The following is a 19675-nucleotide window of genomic DNA, read 5'->3' on the forward strand; positions in this document are numbered from 1 at the left end:
GTCGCTGCCTGCCGATTCCTGAGGAAACCCATGTCTCTGACCGCTGATCCACCTGTCGACAAAGCTCCACCCCGGCCGCGCTCCTCCTCCTCCGACGACTACAGCGCCCTGAAGGTCGTGCCCGTGCGCCACCCCTGGCGCTGGGCCGCCGTCGCCGTGACCGCCGTGCTGCTCGCGCAGTTCGTGCACGGGCTCGCCACCAACTCCGGCTGGGAGTGGGAGGTGTTCGCCGAGTTCTTCACCGCCGACGTCGTCCTCAAGGCGGTGTGGATCACGCTGCAGCTGACCTTCTACGGGACCGCGCTCGGCTTCGCGCTCGGCATCGTGCTCGCCTTCATGAGGCTTTCGGCCAGCCCGTTCCTGAGGACGGTGGCCTTCGGCTACATCTGGGCGTTCCGCTCGATCCCGCTGATCGTGCAGCTGCTGTTCTGGTTCAACCTCGCCTACCTCTACCAGGAGCTGCAGTTCGGGATCCCCTTCGGGCCCGGCTTCTTCTCCTTCGACACGATGGGCCTCGTCGGAGCGATGAGCGCGGCCGTCCTCGGGCTCGCCCTGCACCAGGCCGCGTACGCGGCGGAGATCGTGCGCGGCGGCGTACTCGCCGTGGACAGCGGGCAGTTGGAGGCGGCGGCCGCACTCGGCATCCCGCGGCTTCGGCAGCTGCGGCGGATCGTCCTGCCGCAGGCCATGCGGTCGATCCTGCCGAACGCCGCCAACGAGGTCATCTCCCTCTTCAAGGGCACCTCGATCGTCTCCGTCATGGCGATCGGCGAACTCTTCTACCAGGTGCAGGTCATCTACGGCCGCAACGGCCGGGTCGTGCCGCTCCTGATGGTCGCCACCGCCTGGTACATCCTGCTGACCACCGCGCTCTCGGTCCTTCAGCACTACGTCGAACGTCACTTCGCCAAGGGAGCCACCCGATGAGCGCGGACACCACCGCCACACCCGTGTCCAAGGCCACGTCCATGGTCGAACTCCGGTCCGTGCGCAAGAGCTTCGGCTCGCTCGAAGTCCTCAGGGGCGTCGACCTGGAGGTGCGGGCCGGCGAGGTCACCGTCATCCTCGGGCCCTCCGGCTCAGGCAAGTCCACCCTGCTGCGGACCATCAACCACCTGGAGAAGGTCAACAGCGGCTGGATCAGCGTCGACGGCGCCCTCGTCGGCTACCGGCGCTCCGGCGACAAGCTCTACGAGCTGCGCGAGCGCGAGGTGCTCAAGCAGCGCACCCAGATCGGGTTCGTCTTCCAGAACTTCAACCTCTTCCCGCACCTCACCGTCCTGGAAAACATCGTCGAGGCCCCGGTCGCCGCCCTGAAACGCCCCCGCAAGGAGGCCGTGGCGGCCGCGGAGAAGCTGCTCGCCCGGGTCGGTCTCGCCGACAAGGCGGCCGCCTACCCCAAGCGGCTCTCCGGCGGCCAGCAGCAACGCGTCGCCATCGCCCGCGCGCTCGCCCTCGAACCCAAGCTGCTGCTCTTCGACGAGCCGACCTCCGCGCTCGACCCCGAGCTGGTCGGTGAAGTGCTCGACGTCATCAAGGACTTGGCGCACCAGGGCACCACCATGATCGTCGTCACGCACGAGATCGGCTTCGCCCGCGAGGTCGCCGACACGGTCGTCTTCATGGACGAGGGCCGCATCGTCGAGCAGGGCAGCCCCGGCGACGTACTCGACAAGCCGCGGCAGACACGGACCCGCGCGTTCCTCTCCAAAGTCCTCTAGCCATGCCCCGCTATCCGGCCGATGTCATCAATTCGGCCTTCACCGCCAGGAGTTCGTACGTGAATCGCACCCGCCGCTCCCTCGCCGCAACCGTCGCCGCCATCGCCGCCTCCGCCCTGCTCGGCGCCTGCGGAGGCAGCAGCGATGCCGCCACCACCGGTGGCAAGCCCGCCAAGGGCGACCAGGTCGGCGGCATCAACATCGGCCCCGACCAGGACCGCGTGCGCGGCAAGAAGGTCGCCGCGATCGCCGCGCTCGTGCCGGAATCCGTCCGTGAACGCGGCACGTTGAAACTCGGCGGCAGCGCCGACGCCTCGCCACCCCTCGGCTTCTACGCCACCGACGACAAGACCCGGATCGGCTCCGAGCTCGACCTCGCCACGCTCGTCGCCGACACCCTCGGCCTGAAGGTCGAGTTCGAGGCGGTGTCCTGGGAGAACCTGTTCGTCGGCCTGGACAGCGGCAAGTTCGACGCCGTCTTCTCCAATGTGACGGTCACCGAGGAGCGCAAGGAGAAGTACGACTTCGCGACCTACCGCCTCGACGACGTGGCCTTCGAGGCGAAGAAGGGCAGCGGCTGGAAGGTCAAGGGCCCGGGGGACGTGGCGGGCAAGACCGTCTCGGTCTCCTCGGGCACCAACCAGGAGAAGATCCTCCTCGACTGGAGCAAGCGGAACGAGCAGGCTGGACGGAAACCGGTCGACATCAAGTACTTCCAGAAGGACACCGACTACTACCTGGCCCTCCAGTCCGGCCGCATCGACGCCCACCTCGGCCCCAACCCGTCGGCCGCCTACCACGTGGCCTCGGCCGGCCAGACCGAGATCGTCGGCAAGATCTCCGGCGGCGGCGACCAGGTGCAGGGCAAGATCGCGGCGACCACGAAGAAGGACAGCGGGCTCGTCGACGCCTATGCCGCGGCCCTCGATCACGCCATCAAGGACGGGTCGTACGCCAAGGTGCTCAAGCGCTGGGGGCTGAGCAGCGAGGCCGTCGAGAAGTCGGAGATCAACCCGCAGGGCCTGCCCAAGCCGAAGTCGGGTGAGTGACATGTCCGGATCCACGCGGGCCCTGCATCTGGCGGTCGCCCTGGACGGTGCGGGCGTCCCTGAGGCCGAGCACTTCGTCGGCCTCGCCCGCCTCGCCGAAACCGCCTCGCTCGACCTCGTGACGCTCGGCGACTCCTTCGGGCGCCCCGGCCTCGACGCCGTGTCCGTGCTGGCCCGGGTCGCCCCCGCCACCACCCGGATCGGCCTGGTGCCGACGGTGACGACGACCCACACCGAGCCGTTCCACGTCCAGGCGGCCCTCGCCACCCTGGACTGGGTCAGCCGGGGCCGGGCCGGCTGGCGCGTCGAGGTGTCCACGAGCGCCGCCGACGCCCGGCTCTTCGGACGCCGCGAGCCCGCGCTGCCCACCGAGGCCTGGCACGAGGCGGGTGAAGTCGCCGACGCGGCCGCGCTGTTGTGGGACAGCTGGGAGGACGACGCGGAGATCAGGGACGAGGCGACCGGTCGCTTCATCGACCGGGACAAGCTCCACTACGCCGACTTCCGAGGCCGTACGTTCTCGGTGCGCGGCCCGTCCATCGTGCCCCGGCCCCCGCAGGGCCACCCGGTGATCGTGGTCGATGCCACCGAGCCGTACGCCCGGGAGGTCGCGGCCCGCCACGCGGATGTCGCCCTCGTCCGCGCCGCCACCCCCGAACAGGCCGGGGCGGCCCGTACCGAGTTGCGCCGCAAGGCGGCCGAGCACGGCCGGTCGCCGGACGCACTGCGGGTACTCGCCGCGCTCGTCGTCGACCTCGGCGGCGGTGAGCACTCCGCCGACGCGGGCCACGGCGGGGGCGGACCGCGGCCCACGGCGGACGGGCCCGTCTACCGGGGCGGCCCCGTCGACCTCGCGGACCTCGTCGCGCACTGGCACCGGGCCGAGGCGGCCGACGGCTTCCACTTCACACCGGCCCAACCGGCCCGGGACCTGGAGCGCCTGGCCAACGGGACCGTGCCGTTGCTGCAGCACCGCGGACAGTTCCGGACCTTCTATCCGGGCAGCACCCTGCGCGAGCACCTGGGACTTGCCCGGCCCGCCAATCGATTCGAGCTCGCCGGGGGGACCAGCGCATGACCGCGGCAAGGAAACAGATCCATCTCGCCGCCCACTTCCCGGGCGTCAACAACACCACCGTCTGGGCCGATCCCCGCTCGAAGTCGCAGATCGACTTCTCCTCCTTCGAGCACCTCGCCCGGACCGCCGAACGCGGCCTCTTCGACTTCTTCTTCCTCGCCGAAGGGCTCCGGCTGCGCGAACACAAGGGCCGCATCCACGACCTCGACGTCGTCGGGCGCCCCGACGCGCTCACCGTGCTCGGCGCGCTGGCCGGTGTCACCGAGCACCTGGGCCTCGCCGGGACGGTCAACGCCACCTTCAACGAACCCTTCGAACTCGCCCGCAAACTGGCCTCGTTGGACCACCTCAGCGCGGGCCGCGCCGCCTGGAACGTGGTCACCTCCTCCGACGCGTTCACCGGGGAGAACTTCCGGCGCGGCGGCTATCTGGACCGGGCCGACCGGTACACGCGGGCCGCCGAGTTCCTGGCCACGGCCCGCGAGCTGTGGGACTCCTGGACGCCGGAGGGCACGCCCGGACCCTTCGCCCACCAGGGCCAACACTTCGACATCGAGGGCGAGTTCACCGTTCCGCGCTCCCCGCAGGGCCACCCCGTGGTGATCCAGGCCGGGGACTCCGGCGAGGGTCGCGAGTTCGCCGCGTCCGCCGCCGATGTGGTCTTCACCCGGCACGGCACGATCGAGGCCGGGCGGGCCTTCTACGCCGATGTGAAGGGGCGGCTCGCCAAGTACGGGCGTACGGAGGACGACCTCAAGATCATGCCGGGGGTCACCTTCGTGCTCGGCGACAGCGCGGCCGAGGCCCAGGAGAAGGCCGCCGAGATCCGCCGCCAGCAGGTCTCGCCGCAGAACGCGATCCTCGCCCTGGAGCTGATCTGGGGCCGCGACCTGTCCGCGTACGACCCCGACGGGCCGCTCCCGGAGATCGACCCGGATCCCGGATCGGAGCTGGTGCAGGGCCGGGTGCGGATCGCGGATCCCTTCGCGGTCGCCGAGAAGTGGCGGGCCCTGTCGCAGGAGAAGGGGCTGTCCATCCGGCAGACCGTCATCGAGACGACCGGCCGCCAGTCCTTCATCGGCACCCCGGACGCGGTCGCCGCCGAGCTCGACGAGTTCGTGCGGACCGACGCGGCGGACGGCTTCATCCTCGTGCCCCATCTGACCCCGGGCGGGCTCGACGAGTTCGTCGACCGGGTCGTGCCGCTCCTTCAGGAACGCGGCGCGTACCGCACGCAGTACACGGGCAGCACCCTGCGCTCCCACCTCGGGCTCCGCGAGCCGGAACGGACCGGAACAGAAAGGCCGACCCCATGACCGACGACCAGGCAGCCGCCGCCCAGGAGTGGAAGCGCTGGCACGAGCAGCGCAATGAGAGCGTCTCCGGGCCTTACGGACTGCTCTCACTTACCGGGACCATTTGGCTCTCGGACCATCCGGAAGGCAAACTTCCGGCCATTCCCGGGAGTTGGGCCGAAGACGGCGACGAAGTCGTGCTCACCGCGACCGCCGAGGACGGCCTCACCCTGGACGGCAAGCCCTTCACCGGCGAGGTCCTCCTCACCGAGGACTCCGGGCCGGCCACCGACTCCCGGCTCGCGCACGGCGAGCGGCGCCTGGTGGTGCTGCGGCGCGAAGGGCTCTGGGCGGTACGCGACTTCGACCCGGCGGCGCCGGACCGGGCGGCCTTCCGGGGCATCGAGGCCACGCCGTACGACCCGGCCTTCGTGGTGCCGGGACAGTTCACCGCGTACGACGAAAGCCGTGTCGTGAAGGTCGGGAACGCGGACGGGCGCGAGCGCGGGCTCGGGCTCGGCGGGGAGCTCGCCTTCACGTTCGGCGGGGCCCGGCGGACCCTGCAGGTCACCGTCGAGGCCGACGGTGCGCTGTGGGCCGTCTTCGCCGACGCGACCAGCGGGAACGGCAGTTACCGCTTCCGCTTCCTGCGGCCCGGGGTGCCCGATGCCGAGGGCCGGGTGACCGTCGATCTCAACCGGGCGCTGCTGCCGCCCTGCGCCTTCGCCGACCACTTCCTCTGCCCTTTCCCGCCACCCGGAAATACCCTCGCGGTCGCCGTCGAGGCGGGTGAGCGGAACCGGCGGGGCCGCTAGTACGTCACACCCGTGCCGAACAGCCCCGGCGGCGTACGCACATATCGCGTACGGAGCCGCCGGGGCATCGCGGCGTGCACGTGCAGATGGCCGATAGGCGCTCTTGTGCCCTCCCTGTGAGCCCCGAATACTCCCGAGAAGCGCTTGTCAGGGGCACAACGTATCCGGAATCCGGACGTTCCCTTTGGGGCCCGGACGTTTCCTTTGGCTGCGCCTCACGGGCCCACCCCACCCAGCGGGCCCCCTGATTCCCCTCGGGAGGAACCACAAGTGAGGAACAAGCGCACTACCCCCCGCAGTGGCTTTGCGAGACGAACCCGAATCGGCGCCGTGACGACCGGCCTTGTGGCCGTCGCCGCACTGGCCGTACCCATGGCACAGGCGGGTGAAGCCCACACTTTCAGTGCGTCCCAGCTCACGCAGGCGAGCGATGCCCTGCTCAAGGCCGATGTGGCGGGCACCGCCTGGAACATCGACAGCAAGACCAACCGCCTGGTCGTGACGGCCGACTCGACCGTCTCCCAGGCCGAGCTGAACAAGATCAAGCGCACGGCCGGCGCCAACGCGGGTGCCCTCAAGGTCGAGCGCACCGCCGGCAAGTTCAGCAAGCTGATATCCGGTGGCGACGCGATCTACGCCACCAGCTGGCGTTGCTCGGCGGGCTTCAACGTCCGTAACAGCGCGGGTACGTACTTCTTCGTCACCGCAGGGCATTGCACCGAGGGCAATCCGCCCTGGTACACCAACTCCGGGCGCACCACCAGCATCGGTCCCACGGCCGGGTCCAGCTTCCCGGGCAACGACTACGGCATTGTGCGCTACGCCAACACGTCCCTGGCGCACCCCGGTACGGTCGGCAGCCAGGACATCACCAGTGCGGCCAATGCCACGGTGGGCATGTCCGTCACGCGTCGTGGTTCCACCACCGGGACGCACGGTGGGTCCGTGACCGGGCTCAACGCGACGGTCAACTATGGCGGCGGGGATGTCGTCTACGGGATGATCCGGACCAATGTGTGTGCCGAGCCCGGGGACTCGGGTGGTCCGCTCTACTCCGGTTCTCGGGCCATTGGTCTGACGTCCGGTGGTAGTGGGAACTGCTCCTCCGGCGGTACGACGTTCTTCCAGCCGGTGACCGAGGCTTTGAGCGCGTACGGGGTCAGTGTGTACTGAGCTTTCGCTCAGGCTCGGCTCTCGTTCGGTCTTGCAGCCAGCAGTTGATGGGCCCCCGCCCGGGGTTTGGGTGGGGGCTCGCCTTCTTTCTTCTCCCCGCCCCGCCCCTTCCCGAAAGTCCTGCGGACGGCCTGGGGCTTCGCCCCTAGAACCCCGGATCGGCCTTCGGCCTCTGTCCTCAAACGCCGGACGGGCTGGGTGGGTGGGACGGATGGGCTGGGTGGATGGGGTGGACCGGTCGGGTGGGTGGGGGTGGACCGGCTGGGTGGCCGGGTGGGTGAGACGGGCCGGTCGGGTGGGTGAGGTGCTGATGGGGAGCTGGGTGGGAAGGGCGCTGACGGGGTGGGTCGGCTGGGTGGAAGAGGTGCTGGCGGGGTGGCTGGGTGGGAAGGGCGCTGACGGGTTGGGTGGGTCGGCTGGGTGGGAGAGGTGCTGGCGGGGTCGGTGGGAGAGGTGCTCACGGGATGGGGTGGTTCGGCCGGTTGAGTGGGTGTGGGCCGGGTCGGTGGACGGGGGCGGGATGGCGGTCGGCCGGTGGTTTGAAGAGATGTCTGACGGGATGAAGTTGGGCACTCCCCTTAAGTGGGGCGCGGGAGTTACCTTCGAGTGATACGTCCAATTCGGACCCTGGGGGGCCGTGATGGTCGAGGAGCTGGTGGCGGCGGGAGTGTCGGTGGCGTCCGCCGGAGTGGTTTATGTGATGGCGGCGGCGCGGGTCGTCAAACAGTACGAGCGGGGTGTGGTGTTCCGGCTCGGGCGGCTGCAGAAGGAGACGCGCGGGCCGGGGTTCACCATGGTCCTTCCCTTTGTGGACCGGCTGCGCAAGGTCAATCTGCAGATCGTGACCATGCCGGTCCCCGCGCAGGACGGCATCACCAGGGACAACGTGACGGTCCGGGTCGACGCTGTCATCTACTTCAAGGTGGTCGAGGCCGACAAGGCGGTCGTGAACGTCGAGGACTATCGCTTCGCGGTCTCGCAGATGGCGCAGACCTCGCTGCGGTCGATCATCGGCAAGAGCGATCTGGACGATCTGCTGTCGAACCGGGAAAAGCTCAACCAAGGGCTTGAGTTGATGATCGACAGCCCGGCCGTGGGGTGGGGCGTGCAGATCGACCGGGTGGAGATCAAGGACGTGTCGCTGCCGGAGACGATGAAGCGGTCGATGGCGCGGCAGGCCGAGGCCGACCGGGAGCGGCGGGCCCGGGTCATCAACGCGGACGCGGAGCTGCAGGCCTCGAAGAAGCTGGCCGAGGCGGCGCATGTGATGTCGGACGAGCCGGCCGCCCTCCAACTGCGGCTGCTGCAGACCGTGGTGGCGGTCGCCGCCGAGAAGAACTCCACTCTGGTGCTGCCGTTCCCGGTGGAGCTGCTGCGGTTCCTGGAGCGGGCGCAGCAGAACCTTCCGGGGCAGCAGGGGCAGCAGGGGCAGCAAGGACAGCAAGGACGGCAAGGACGGCAAGGACAGCAGGGGCAGCAAGGCCGGTCCCAGCCGGGTCCGGCTCCGGCGGTTCAGGATCAGCAGTCGCCGGCCGTCGAGGCGCTTTCGGAATCCGGCGTCGTCGGGTCGGATTCCGGCGCCCCGCCGAAGGATTCAGGACAGGACTAGTCCTTACCGCCTGCCGACGACCGCTCGCGCGCGGTGTGTGCGAGCGGGAACGCGGGAGCGTGACCGGCGCGTGCGGCAGGGGTGAACGTGCCGAGGGCGCGGGGTGTTTGTCGCGTGCGCGTCCTGAAGTCGACCTTGTGTGCTGCCGGTCGGGATGGGAATAGTGGCTCCCATCCATTTGGCATGGACGCGGCGTGAGGGTGCGGATCCCTCAGGTCGAGGGGTGCGAATCCCTCGATTCCCCCCAACTGCAGCCTGAAATCGCCGCCTTTGTGCCGGTACGCCTTCAGGGCCCGGTGACCCCCACGGATCCGGGTCCGACCCCCCACAGGAGGACGTGACTTGAAGCACCGACGCATACCGAAGCGGCGTGCGGCCCTGGCAGGTGCGGGCGTCATCGCGCTCGTCGCCGCGGGCATCACCTTGCAGACCGCGAACGCGAGCGAGGACACCCCGCTCCCCGAGCTGAAGACCCTGTCGGTCGGCGCGGCCGGAAAGCTCGCCGACAGCCTCGGCAAGGACCTGGGCGCCGACGCCGCGGGTACGTACTACGACGCCAAGGGCAAGACCTTGGTCGTGAACGTTCTGGACCAGGCCGCGGCCGACGCCGTCGCGCAGGCCGGCGGCAAGGCCAGAATCGTCGAGAACTCCCTGGCCGAGCTGAAGACCGCGCGCACCGGTCTGCTGAAGAAGGCGAGCACCAAGGGCACCTCCTGGGTGGTCGACCCCAAGACCAACAAGGTCGTCGTCACCGCCGACCGCACGGTCAAGGGCGCGAAGCTCGCCAAGCTCACCAAGGCCGTGGAAGCGCTCGGCTCCAAGGCGGAGCTGAAGCAGTCCAAGGGCGAGTTCAAGCGCTTCATCGCGGGCGGCGACGCCATCTGGGGCGGCGGCGGCCGCTGCTCGCTCGGCTTCAACGTCACGGTGGGCGGCGAGCCGCACTTCCTGACCGCGGGCCACTGCACCGAGGCGATCCAGAGCTGGTCCGAGGAGCAGGGCGGCCCGGTGATCGGTGAGAACGCCGGCTCCAGCTTCCCCGACAACGACTACGGCATCGTCAAGTACACCGGCGACACCGCGCACCCGAGCGAGGTCGACCTCTACAACGGCTCGACCCAGGCCATCACGCAGGCCGGCGACGCCACGGTCGGGCAGCAGGTGCAGCGCAGCGGCTCCACCACGCAGGTGCACGACGGTGAGGTCACCGCCCTTGACGCCACGGTCGACTACGGCAACGGCGACATCGTCAACGGCCTCATCCAGACCACGGTCTGCGCCGAGCCCGGCGACAGCGGCGGCTCGCTCTTCGCGGGCGACACCGCGCTCGGCCTGACCTCGGGCGGCAGCGGCGACTGCTCGGGCGGCGGGGAGACCTTCTTCCAGCCGGTGCCGGAAGCGCTGTCCGCTTTTGGCGCGGAGATCGGCTGATCCCTTCTTTACAGCTGGGCCCCGCCACCCCTCCGGGTGGCGGGGCCCAGCTGCTTTTCCCGGTCTTATGGTCAATTTCGGAAATTCTTGTGAAAGTTTTCACAAGCGCGCATGGGTCTTTGGTCCCAATGAATAGGTGCAGGTCAGATGGGGTTAAACCTGGTCGGTGATTTCTCCACATGGCCTTTCGGCCCGCACCTTTAGGGCTTTTTCGGCCGTCCCGGCGGAGCGAAAAGGTGTGCAATTAAGTCATCGCAGAAAGCACACCCGAAGGTCGCAGCGAAGGAGAACCTGCCATGCAGGCCAATGAGATGGTGGACGGACTGGTCCAGGGGGCCCTCAAGGCTCTCGACCACTTCGAGACGTACGACCAGGAGCAGGTCGACCACATCGTCAAGAAGGCTTCGCTCGCGGCCCTCAGCCAGCACGGCGAACTCGCCAAGCTGGCCGTCGAGGAGACCGGCCGTGGCCTCTTCGAGGACAAGGCCGTCAAGAACCTCTTCGCCTGTGAGCACGTCGTCAACTCGATGCGCGGCCTCAAGACCGCCGGGGTCATCGCCCGCGACGAGCTCAACGGCATCACCGAGATCGCCGAGCCGGTCGGCGTCATCTGCGCCATGACCCCGGTGACCAACCCGACCTCGACCACCATCTTCAAGGCCCTCATCGCCCTGAAGACCCGCAACCCCATCATCTTCGCCTTCCACCCCTCCGCGCAGAAGTGCTCCTCGGAGGCCGCCCGCATCGTGCGCGACGCCGCGATCGAGGCCGGTGCCCCGGAGAACTGCGTGCAGTGGATCGAGGAGCCCTCCATGGAGGGCACCGGCGCGCTGATGAACCACGAGGGCGTCTCCACCATCCTCGCCACCGGCGGCAACGCGATGGTCAAGGCCGCGTACTCCTGCGGCAAGCCGGCCCTCGGCGTCGGTGCGGGCAACGTCCCCGCGTACGTCCACAAGAGCGCCAAGCTGAAGCGCGCCATCCACGACATCGTCCTGTCGAAGGCCTTCGACAACGGCATGATCTGCGCCTCCGAGCAGGCCGTCATCCTCGACAAGGAGGTGTACGCCGAGGGCATGAAGGAGCTCAAGCGCCTGGGTGCGTACGTCGTCTCCGCGGCGGAGAAGACCCAGCTGGAGAACTTCATGTTCGGCACCAGCGCCTTCGCGGACAACGTCACGAGCGCCAAGCTGAACCCGACCGTCGTCGGCAAGTCCCCGCAGTGGATCGCCGAGCAGGCCGGCTTCTCGGTGCCCGCGGAGGCCTCGATCCTCCTGGCCGAGTGCGCCGAGGTCGGTGTCAACGAGCCGCTGACCCGCGAGAAGCTCGCCCCCGTCCTGGCCGCACTGAAGGCCGACTCCACCGAGCTCGGCATCGAACTGGCCGCCCAGATGGTCGAGTTCCACGGCCTCGGCCACTCCGCCGCCATCCACGCCGAGGACGAGCAGCTCATCGAGGAGTTCGGCAAGCGCGTCAAGGCGATCCGCGTCATCGCCAACTCGCCCTCCACCTTCGGCGGCATCGGCGACGTCTACAACGCCTTCCTGCCTTCCCTGACCCTCGGTTGCGGCTCCTACGGCCACAACTCGGTGTCCAACAACGTCACCGCGGTCAACCTGGTCAACGTCAAGCGGATCGGACGGCGCAACACCAACATGCAGTGGTTCAAGGTCCCGCCGAAGATCTACTTCGAGCGCAACTCCATCCGCTACGTCGGCGAGATGGACGGCATCAAGAAGGTCTCGCTCGTCACCGACAAGACCATGGTCGCCCTGGGCATGGCCCAGAAGATCATCGACATCCTGCAGAGCCGCGAGGGTGCGGTCAACATCCAGGTCATCGACAACGTCGAGCCCAACCCGGAGCTGGAGACCGTCGAAGAGGGCGCCGCGCGCATGCGGGACTTCCAGCCCGACACGATCATCGCCCTCGGCGGTGGCTCCGCGATGGACGCCGCCAAGGTGATGTGGCTGATGTACGAGCACCCGGAGATCGCCTTCGCCGACACGAAGGAGAAGTTCTTCGACGTCCGCAAGCGCGCCTTCAAGTTCCCCTCGCTCGGCGCCAAGGCCAAGATGGTCGCCATCCCGACCACGTCGGGTACCGGCTCCGAGGTCACCCCCTTCGCGGTCATCTCCGACCCGAAGGCCGCCCAGAAGTACCCCCTCGCGGACTACGCGCTGACCCCGCACGTCGCCATCGTCGACCCGAACCTGCCGATGGGCCTGCCGGCCTCCGTCACCGCCGACTCCGGCTTCGACGCGCTGACGCACGCCACCGAGGCGTACATCTCGGCGTACTCCAACGACTACACCGACGGCCTCTGCCTGCAGGCCATCAAGCTGATCTTCGAGAACCTCGAGGACTGCGTGAAGCTCGGCGCGAAGGCGCCCGAGGCGCGCGAGAAGATGCACAACGCGTCGACGGTGGCGGGCATGGCCTTCGCCAACGCCTTCCTCGGCATGGTGCACGCCATGGCGCACACCCTGGGCAACACCTTCCACGTCCCGCACGGCCGCACCAACGCGCTGCTCCTGCCGCACGTCATCCGCCACAACGGCACCGTGACGCACAAGGCCACCCCGTGGCCCAAGGCCGAGGTCTACCGCGCCCCGGAGCGTCTGCAGGAGATCGCCAAGCTCCTCGGCCTCAAGGCCAAGACCCCCGAGGAAGGCGTCGAGTCCTACGCCAAGGCCGTCGAGGAGCTGCGCGACCGCTGTGGCATCTCGGCCTCGTTCCAGGCCGAGGGCATCGACGAGTCGGCCTTCATCGCCGCTCTGCCGCAGCAGGCCATGAACGCCTATGCCGACCAGTGCGCGCCCGCGAACCCGCGGATGCCGATGATCGACGATCTGCAGCAGCTCATGAAGCAGGCCTACTACGGCAACCTCGAAGGTGCGCCCAAGGCAGCGTGACCCGCTGGGAGTTGGGCCCGCCTGGTACGGAATCCGTGCCGGGCGGGCCCTTTTGATTCCCCTCCCCGCCCCTTCCCGTAAGGCTGCCGCCGGCTTCTAAAAGATTGTCCTCAAACGCCGGACGGGCTGAATGAGGATGCCCGACGGCTGGAGGGGGTTACTCCTCGGGGTGTTCCTCTTCCAGGCGCGGCGCGATGAACCTGCCCATCGGCAGTACGTTGCGGCCCCACGTCGAGGCCAGGATCTGGCCCGCGAGCAGGTACAGCGCGCCGGCCGAGGCCAGCAGGCCGCACCAGCCGGTGAAGCGGTTCCAGCCGATGCTGCCCGTGAAGCCGTTCACCGTCATGCCGACGAACGCGCCGAGCACACAGGTGAAGGTGAACAGCAGTGCCACGTGGATGCGGCAGGTGCCCAGCCACAGCACGAACACCACGAACACCCAGGGCAGCGTGAACAGGCCCATCGTGTCGCCGCGCAGCGACGGGTCCAGACCCGGCACCACCCACTGCAGCATCAGCGCCTTCGCCATCCAGAACAGGCCGAAGCCGCCGAACACCGTGGCGTGCCAGGTGTCACCGCGGTGCGCCTGGAAGACCCCGGCGAGCAGCTGAGCCAGACCGCCGATGAAGAAGCCCACCATCGGCACGACCGAGTGCAGCAGCTTCTCCGGGAAGACGCCCGCGTCGATGCCCGTCGCGATCATCGTGACGACGATGAAGCCGGTGAGGCCGAGCGGCCCCAACTGGGCCTGCGCGGACGGCTCCATGCGCTTGACGGAGAGCGCCTGGGCGATGGGGCCGGAGCGGTGGTTCAGGAGGTTCATGCGTCATCCTTCACGAGCCCGAGTGCCTTGTTGTCCTGGCGCAGGAAGGACAGGACGAGCGTGACCGCCGCCGCGCCCACCGCCCAGGCGGAGAGGACCAGGAAGGGTCCGCCCGCGCCGTTGCCCTTGAAGTACGCGATCGAGCGGGCCGCGAAGGTGCCCGCGCCCGGTGGCAGCACCGGGCCGATGCCGCGCCAGAACCCGGGCAGCAGCGGATACGGATAGGCACCGCCCGCGCTCGGGTTGCCGAGCACCACGACGAGCAGGATCGCCAGGCCGATGCCGACGACTCCGGCGATGCCCTGGAAGGCCAGCGTGATCGCGCCCACCGCGAAGACGATCAGTGCGCCGAGCCCCCACAGGGCCATGACGCTGCCGGGCAGCGCGCCCAGTACGGGTCCTGCGATCACCGCTCCGAGCAGGCCCGCCACGACCGCGTACCCGAACATCACACAGAGCCGGATCAGGGCGCGGGCCGGGTTCGCGGGCTTCGCGCCGGCGCTGATCGCGAGGGCGGAGGCGCAGAGGTAGCCGCCGACGCACCAGCCGACGACCAGGTAGAACGCGGACAGACCGCGGGCGTCGCCCTTCGCGTCGGGCACGACGTCCACGACCTTCACCGTGCGCTTCTGGGCTGCCTCGGTGGCGGTCAGGATCTCTTCGAGGGCCTGCGAGAGGGAGGCGCCCGCGCCGCTGGCCACCAGGAGCTTGTCCTGGGTGCCCTGGGGGTCGATGACCAGCGCGCCGTCGACGCCCCGGTCCTTGATCCGGGCGATCGCGTCCGCCTCGTCCGTGGACGAGCTCGGCTTGAGCGGCTTGCCGGGCAGGGCCTTCAGCTGCTGTACGGCCTTGTCGGCCGCCTGGGCGAGCTGCGCCTCGGCGGCCTTGGCCTGCGCCGGATCGGCCGGGGCCTGCGCCGGGGCGGCCATGGTGACCGCGATCGGGATCTCGTGCGGCTTCGGTTGGTGGAAGGCGCCGATGTACGAGGCGATGAAGGCGAGCTGGACGGCCAGGACGCCGAGGACCAGGAGGGCGGTTCTGGTGCTGACCGCGTCCTTGACCTCGCTGAGGAAGCCGGTTTTCGGGTCGCCGTCGAGGCCGCCGCCGCGTGTGGTCCGTGTCATGGCCCCACGCTCCGTGTCTCCGGCCTGGCTCGCAGCAGGGCGGGGCCGAATGAGTGACGGGGCGGGCTGAAGGAAGTCGGCGGAAGATGCCCGATTCGTGGAGTCGTACTACTGTTCGAAACTGGTCTATGGTGGAGGCGGGGAGGTGAGAGCGGATTGGGTCAGGAGGTGCGTGTGCCGGGGTTCACGCATCTGCGTACCGTTTCCGGGTTCTCGCTGCGCTACGGCGCCTCGCACCCCGAGCGCCTTGCCGAGCGCGCCGTCGAGCGCGGCATGGACGCGCTCGCCCTGACGGACCGGGACTCCGTGGCCGGAACCGTGCGGTTCGCCAAGGCCTGCGCCAAGGCGGGGGTGCGGCCGCTGTTCGGGGCCGAGCTCGCCGTGGGGGAGCCGGTGCGCGGTCGGCAGCGGCGGGCGCCCGTGCGGGGCGGCGCCTTCATCGACGAGTCCGCGCCCCGTGTCACCTTCCTGGCCAGGGACGGGGCCGCGGGGTGGGCCGACCTGTGCCGCCTGGTCACCGCCGCGCACACCGCAGAGGACCGGCCCCTGCTGGCCTGGGACGCCAATCACGGCGACGGTCTGACCGTGCTGCTCGGGCCCGCCTCCGACGTGGGCCGGGCGCTCGCCGCGGGCCGGCCCGACCGGGCCGCCAAGCTGCTCGCCCCTTGGCGGGAGATCTACGGCGACGCGCTGCGCCTCGAAGCCGTGCACCACGGGCTGCGGGGCACCGGCCCCGGCTCGCTGCGCCTCGCCGCCCGCACCGTCGGCTTCGCCGCCGAGCAGGGCGTACGTCCCGTGCTCAGCAACGCCGTCCGGTACGCCGACCCGGGTCAGGGCCCCGTCGTCGACGTTCTCGACGCCGCCCGCCGCCTCGTGCCGATCGACCCCCGCAAGGGCCTCGACAGCGGTGAGCGCTGGCTCAAGGGTGCGGCGGACATGCTGGGCGCCGCCGAGCGGATCGTCGAGGCCGCCGGCTATCGCAAGGACATCGCGTACCGCCTGATGGAGACCACGCAGGAGACCGCCGCCGAGTGCCTCGTCGACCCCGAGGACGATCTCGGCATCGGCACCGTGCACTTCCCCGAGCCGCACCTGGTGGGCGCGGGGCGGCGCACCGCCCAGCGGGTGCTCGCCTCCCGGGCCGCGGCCGGCATGGTGCGGCGCGGGTACGACGGCAGGCGCGCGTACTGGGAGCGGATGCACCACGAGCTGGACATCATCGAGCACCACGGGTTCGCCTCCTACTTCCTGACGGTCGCTCAAGTCGTCGACGACGTACGGGAGATGGGGATCCGGGTTGCCGCCCGGGGGTCCGGTGCCGGGTCCCTGGTCAACCATCTGTTGGGCATCGCGCACGCCGATCCGGTCGCGCACGACCTCTACATGGAGCGGTTCCTGTCCAAGCGGCGCTCCGTCCTGCCCGACATCGACATCGACGTGGAATCCGCCCGCCGGCTCGAGGTGTACCGCGCGATCATCGGCCGCTTCGGCACCGAGCGGGTCGCGACCGTCTCCATGCCCGAGACCTACCGGGTGCGTCATGCGGTACGCGACGTGGGTGCGGCCCTGTCCATGGACCCGGCCGAGATCGACCGCATCGCCAAGGCCTTCCCGCACATCCGCGCCCGCGACGCCCGCGCCGCGATGGAGGAACTGCCCGAACTGCGGGCGGTGGCAGGGGAGATGGAGAGGCATGGGCGGCTGTGGGAGCTGGTCGAGGCGCTGGACGCCCTGCCGCGCGGGATCGCCATGCACCCGTGCGGGGTGCTGCTCTCCGACGCCTCGCTGCTCGCCCGTACGCCGGTCATGCCGACCAGCGGCGAGGGATTTCCCATGTCCCAGTTCGACAAGGAGGACGTCGAGGACCTCGGGCTGCTCAAGCTCGACGTGCTCGGCGTACGGATGCAGTCCGCGATGGCGCACGCCGCCGCCGAGGTGGAGCGGGCCACCGGTACGCCGCTCGACCTCGACTCCGTACCGGAGGGTGACCCGGCGACGTATGAACTCATCCGCAGCGCCGAGACGTTGGGGTGTTTTCAGATCGAGTCGCCGGGGCAGCGGGATCTGGTCGGGCGGCTGCAGCCCGCGACCTTCCACGATCTGGTGGTGGACATCTCGCTGTTCCGTCCCGGGCCGGTCGCGGCGGACATGGTGCGGCCGTTCATCGAGGCCCGGCACGGGCGCAAGGCCGTGCGGTATCCGCATCCGGACCTGGCAGAGGCGCTGCGCGACACGTACGGCGTCGTCGTCTTCCACGAGCAGATCATCGAGATGGTGAACCTCATGACGGGCTGCGGCCGCGACGAGGCCGACCGGGTGCGGCGCGGGCTCTCCGACGTCGAGTCGCAGGGGCGGATCCGGGTGTGGTTCGCGCAGCAGGCGGCGGCCCGGGGGTACAACGCCGAGGTGATCGGGCGGACTTGGGAGATCATCGAGGCCTTCGGCTCATACGGCTTCTGCAAGGCGCACGCCGTGGCCTTCGCCGTGCCGACCTATCAGTCGGCCTGGCTGAAGGCGCACCATCCGGCGGCCTTCTATGCGGGGCTGCTCACGCACGATCCGGGGATGTATCCGAAGCGGCTGCTGCTCGCGGACGCGCGGCGGCGGGGGGTGCCGGTGCTCCCGCTGGATGTGAACCACTCTGCGGTCGCTCATCGGATCGAACTGGTGTACGGTACTGGATCCTCCGGTGACCAGTGGGGCGTGCGGCTCGCGCTGTCCGACGTGCACAGGATCAGTGCGGCCGAGGCCGCGCGGATCGCCGACGGGCAGCCGTACTCCTCGCTGCTCGACTTCTGGGAGCGGGCCAGGCCCGGCAAGCCGGTCGCCGAACGGCTCGCGCAGGTAGGGGCGTTGGACGCCTTCGGTGGAAATCGGCGGGATCTGCTCCTGCACCTCGCGGAGCTGCACCGGGGCGCACGCGGCTCGTACGGCGAGCAACTTCCGCTCGCGGGAGGGCGGAAGACGGCCCCGGCCGGGCTGCCCGACCTGGGCGACGCCGAACGGCTCAGCGCCGAGCTCGGCGTGCTCGGCATGGACGCGTCCCGCCATCTGATGGGCGACCACCACGACTTCCTGCGCGAGCTCGGGGTGACCTCCGCCAAGCGCCTGCGGATGGCCGAGCACGGGCAGACCGTCCTCGTCGCGGGCGCCAAGGCGGCCACCCAGACCCCGCCCATCCGCTCCGGCAAGCGCGTCATCTTCTCCACCCTCGACGACGGCACGGGCCTGGTCGACCTCGCCTTCTTCGACGACAGCCACGAGCGGTGCGCGCACACCGTCTTCCACTCCTGGCTGCTGCTCGTACGGGGTGTGGTGCAGCGGCGCGGGCCGCAGAGCCTGAGCGTGGTGGGCGCGGCCGCGTGGAACCTCGCCGAACTGGTGGAGCTGCGGGGGGAGGGCGGCCTTGAGGCGGTGGCCGCGCGGCTCGCGACGGAGGGCTCCGCAGGGGCGGCGGAGGGCGGTGGTCCGGCGGACCGGGCTCAAGGGGCGGCGTCCGGCGGGTCGGAGTCGGGGGCGGAGTCCGGTGACCCGGTGGGCGGGCGGCGGATCCGGATGGCCACGGGCTACGAGATGCACCCCTGGGCGGATCTGCGTCCGGCGGGCGAAGGGGCGGGGAGCGCAAGGAAGTTGTGGCACCAGAGTCCGGGGAGCGCGGGATGATTCTCTTCGTACGTTTCCGGATCGGGCCCGAGGGTGAGGCGCTGCTGCCCGAACTCCTCGCGCTGCTCGGCCAGTTCACGCCCGTCGTCGAGGCCGTGCCGCCCGACGGGGCGCTCGCCGATGTGCGGGGCGCCCTCAAGTACTTCGGGCGGGGTGCCGGTGAACTGGCCGCGCTCGTCCGGGTCAGGGCGCTCGCCCTGTACGGCGTGGACTGTGTGATCGGGGCCGGGCCGGGTCCGATGCTGGCCCGGATGGCGGCGCGGGACGCGGCGCCCGGGGTGACCCTCGTCGTGGACGACCCGGCGGACTACCTCGCCCGCAAACCCGTCGCCGCCCTCGACGGCGTCGGCCGCGCCACTGCCCGCACCCTGTGTGCGTACGGCCTCGACTCCATCGGCAAGCTCGGCGCCGCGCCGCTCGGCACCGTCCAGCGCATCCTCGGCGCGAAGGCCGGGCGTGAGCTGCACGAGCGGGCCCGTGGCATCGACCACGTGCCGGTCGTACGCAATGCCGCATCCCGCTCGGTCGCCGCCGAACGCCCCTTCTCCCGCGACGAGTTGGACCAGGACCGGCACCGCCGTGCGCTGCTCTCCCTCACCGAGGAGCTGGGCGCCCGGATGCGCGGCGAGCAGCAGGTGTGCAAGACCCTGACCCTCACGGTGCGCTACGCCGACCGGTCCACCACGGTACGCAGCCGGGCCCTGCCCGAACCCACCGCGCACTCGGCGGCGCTCGCGGCGGCCGCGTACCGCATGTACGAGGCGCTCGGCCTGCAGCGCGCCCGGGTCAGGGCGCTCTCGCTGCGCGCGGAGGGGCTCGGGCCCGCCGAACTCGCCTCCCACCAGCTCACCTTCGACCCGGCGGACGACAAGGCCCGCCGGATCGAAGAGGTCGCGGACCGGGCGCGGGCCAAGTTCGGGCCCGGGGCCGTGGTGCCGGGAGCGTTGGCGGCGTAGACCTGTCCGACGGAGAGGCCCGCGGG

General features: G+C 70.1%; 14 protein-coding genes. 12 read left to right on the forward strand and 2 right to left on the reverse strand.

Annotation, left to right across the window (positions count from 1 at the left end; all coding sequences use genetic code 11):
* The first annotated feature begins 30 nt into the window (after positions 1-30).
* The 10 genes from OG430_RS37870 to adhE all read left to right on the forward strand — a co-directional run bounded on the left by OG430_RS37870 (position 31) and on the right by adhE (position 13083).
* Positions 31-927 carry an amino acid ABC transporter permease gene (locus OG430_RS37870; RefSeq protein WP_327357175.1) on the forward strand — a complete coding sequence of 299 codons (897 nt, stop codon included), beginning with the start codon at positions 31-33 and terminating at the stop codon, positions 925-927.
* Positions 928-968: 41 nt separating this feature from the next.
* Positions 969-1721, forward strand: a complete 753-nt coding sequence (locus OG430_RS37875; protein ID WP_327359410.1) for an amino acid ABC transporter ATP-binding protein — start codon at positions 969-971, stop codon at positions 1719-1721.
* 2 nt (positions 1722-1723) lie between these two features.
* Positions 1724-2770 carry an ABC transporter substrate-binding protein gene (locus tag OG430_RS37880; protein ID WP_327357176.1) on the forward strand — a complete coding sequence of 349 codons (1047 nt, stop codon included), beginning with the start codon at positions 1724-1726 and terminating at the stop codon, positions 2768-2770.
* A 1-nt stretch (position 2771) separates the two neighbouring features.
* Positions 2772-3848: an LLM class flavin-dependent oxidoreductase gene (locus OG430_RS37885; protein ID WP_327357177.1), complete on the forward strand. Its 1077-nt coding sequence runs from the start codon at positions 2772-2774 to the stop codon at positions 3846-3848.
* Complete coding sequence (locus OG430_RS37890) at positions 3845-5164, forward strand: NtaA/DmoA family FMN-dependent monooxygenase (RefSeq protein WP_327357178.1); 1320 nt, start codon at positions 3845-3847, stop codon at positions 5162-5164. Before OG430_RS37885 ends, OG430_RS37890 begins: the two co-directional genes overlap by 4 nt.
* Positions 5161-5958, forward strand: a complete 798-nt coding sequence (locus OG430_RS37895) for a DUF1684 domain-containing protein (RefSeq protein WP_327357179.1) — start codon at positions 5161-5163, stop codon at positions 5956-5958. Before OG430_RS37890 ends, OG430_RS37895 begins: the two co-directional genes overlap by 4 nt.
* A 270-nt stretch (positions 5959-6228) precedes the next feature.
* The gene (locus OG430_RS37900) at positions 6229-7131 is read left to right on the forward strand and encodes a S1 family peptidase (protein ID WP_327357180.1); all 903 of its coding nucleotides are present in this window, start codon (positions 6229-6231) and stop codon (positions 7129-7131) included.
* A 640-nt stretch (positions 7132-7771) separates the two neighbouring features.
* Complete coding sequence (locus tag OG430_RS37905; RefSeq protein ID WP_327359411.1) at positions 7772-8740, forward strand: slipin family protein; 969 nt, start codon at positions 7772-7774, stop codon at positions 8738-8740.
* A gap of 342 nt (positions 8741-9082) precedes the next feature.
* Complete coding sequence (locus OG430_RS37910; RefSeq protein ID WP_327357181.1) at positions 9083-10168, forward strand: S1 family peptidase; 1086 nt, start codon at positions 9083-9085, stop codon at positions 10166-10168.
* Positions 10169-10464: 296 nt separating this feature from the next.
* Positions 10465-13083, forward strand: coding sequence for a bifunctional acetaldehyde-CoA/alcohol dehydrogenase (gene adhE / locus OG430_RS37915; protein ID WP_327357182.1), 2619 nt, complete (start codon positions 10465-10467; stop codon positions 13081-13083).
* A 157-nt stretch (positions 13084-13240) separates the two neighbouring features.
* Here the strand turns inward: adhE and OG430_RS37920 are convergent, their stop codons facing one another.
* On the reverse strand, positions 13241-13906 hold the full coding sequence (locus OG430_RS37920; protein WP_327357183.1) for an acetate uptake transporter: 666 nt from the start codon (positions 13904-13906) through the stop codon (positions 13241-13243).
* The gene (locus OG430_RS37925) at positions 13903-15030 is read right to left on the reverse strand and encodes a DUF3533 domain-containing protein (protein ID WP_327357184.1); all 1128 of its coding nucleotides are present in this window, start codon (positions 15028-15030) and stop codon (positions 13903-13905) included. Before OG430_RS37925 ends, OG430_RS37920 begins: the two co-directional genes overlap by 4 nt.
* A gap of 174 nt (positions 15031-15204) precedes the next feature.
* Between OG430_RS37925 and OG430_RS37930 the strand changes: the two genes are divergently transcribed.
* A complete protein-coding gene (locus OG430_RS37930) occupies positions 15205-18693 on the forward strand; it encodes a DNA polymerase III subunit alpha (RefSeq protein WP_327357185.1) in 3489 nt (1162 codons plus the stop codon).
* A complete protein-coding gene (locus tag OG430_RS37935; RefSeq protein WP_327357186.1) occupies positions 18690-19649 on the forward strand; it encodes a DNA polymerase Y family protein in 960 nt (319 codons plus the stop codon). The genes OG430_RS37930 and OG430_RS37935 overlap by 4 nt, the downstream gene beginning before the upstream one ends.
* Positions 19650-19675 lie beyond the last annotated feature (26 nt).

Source organism: Streptomyces sp. NBC_01304, assembly GCF_035975855.1.
GTDB lineage: Bacteria > Actinomycetota > Actinomycetes > Streptomycetales > Streptomycetaceae > Streptomyces.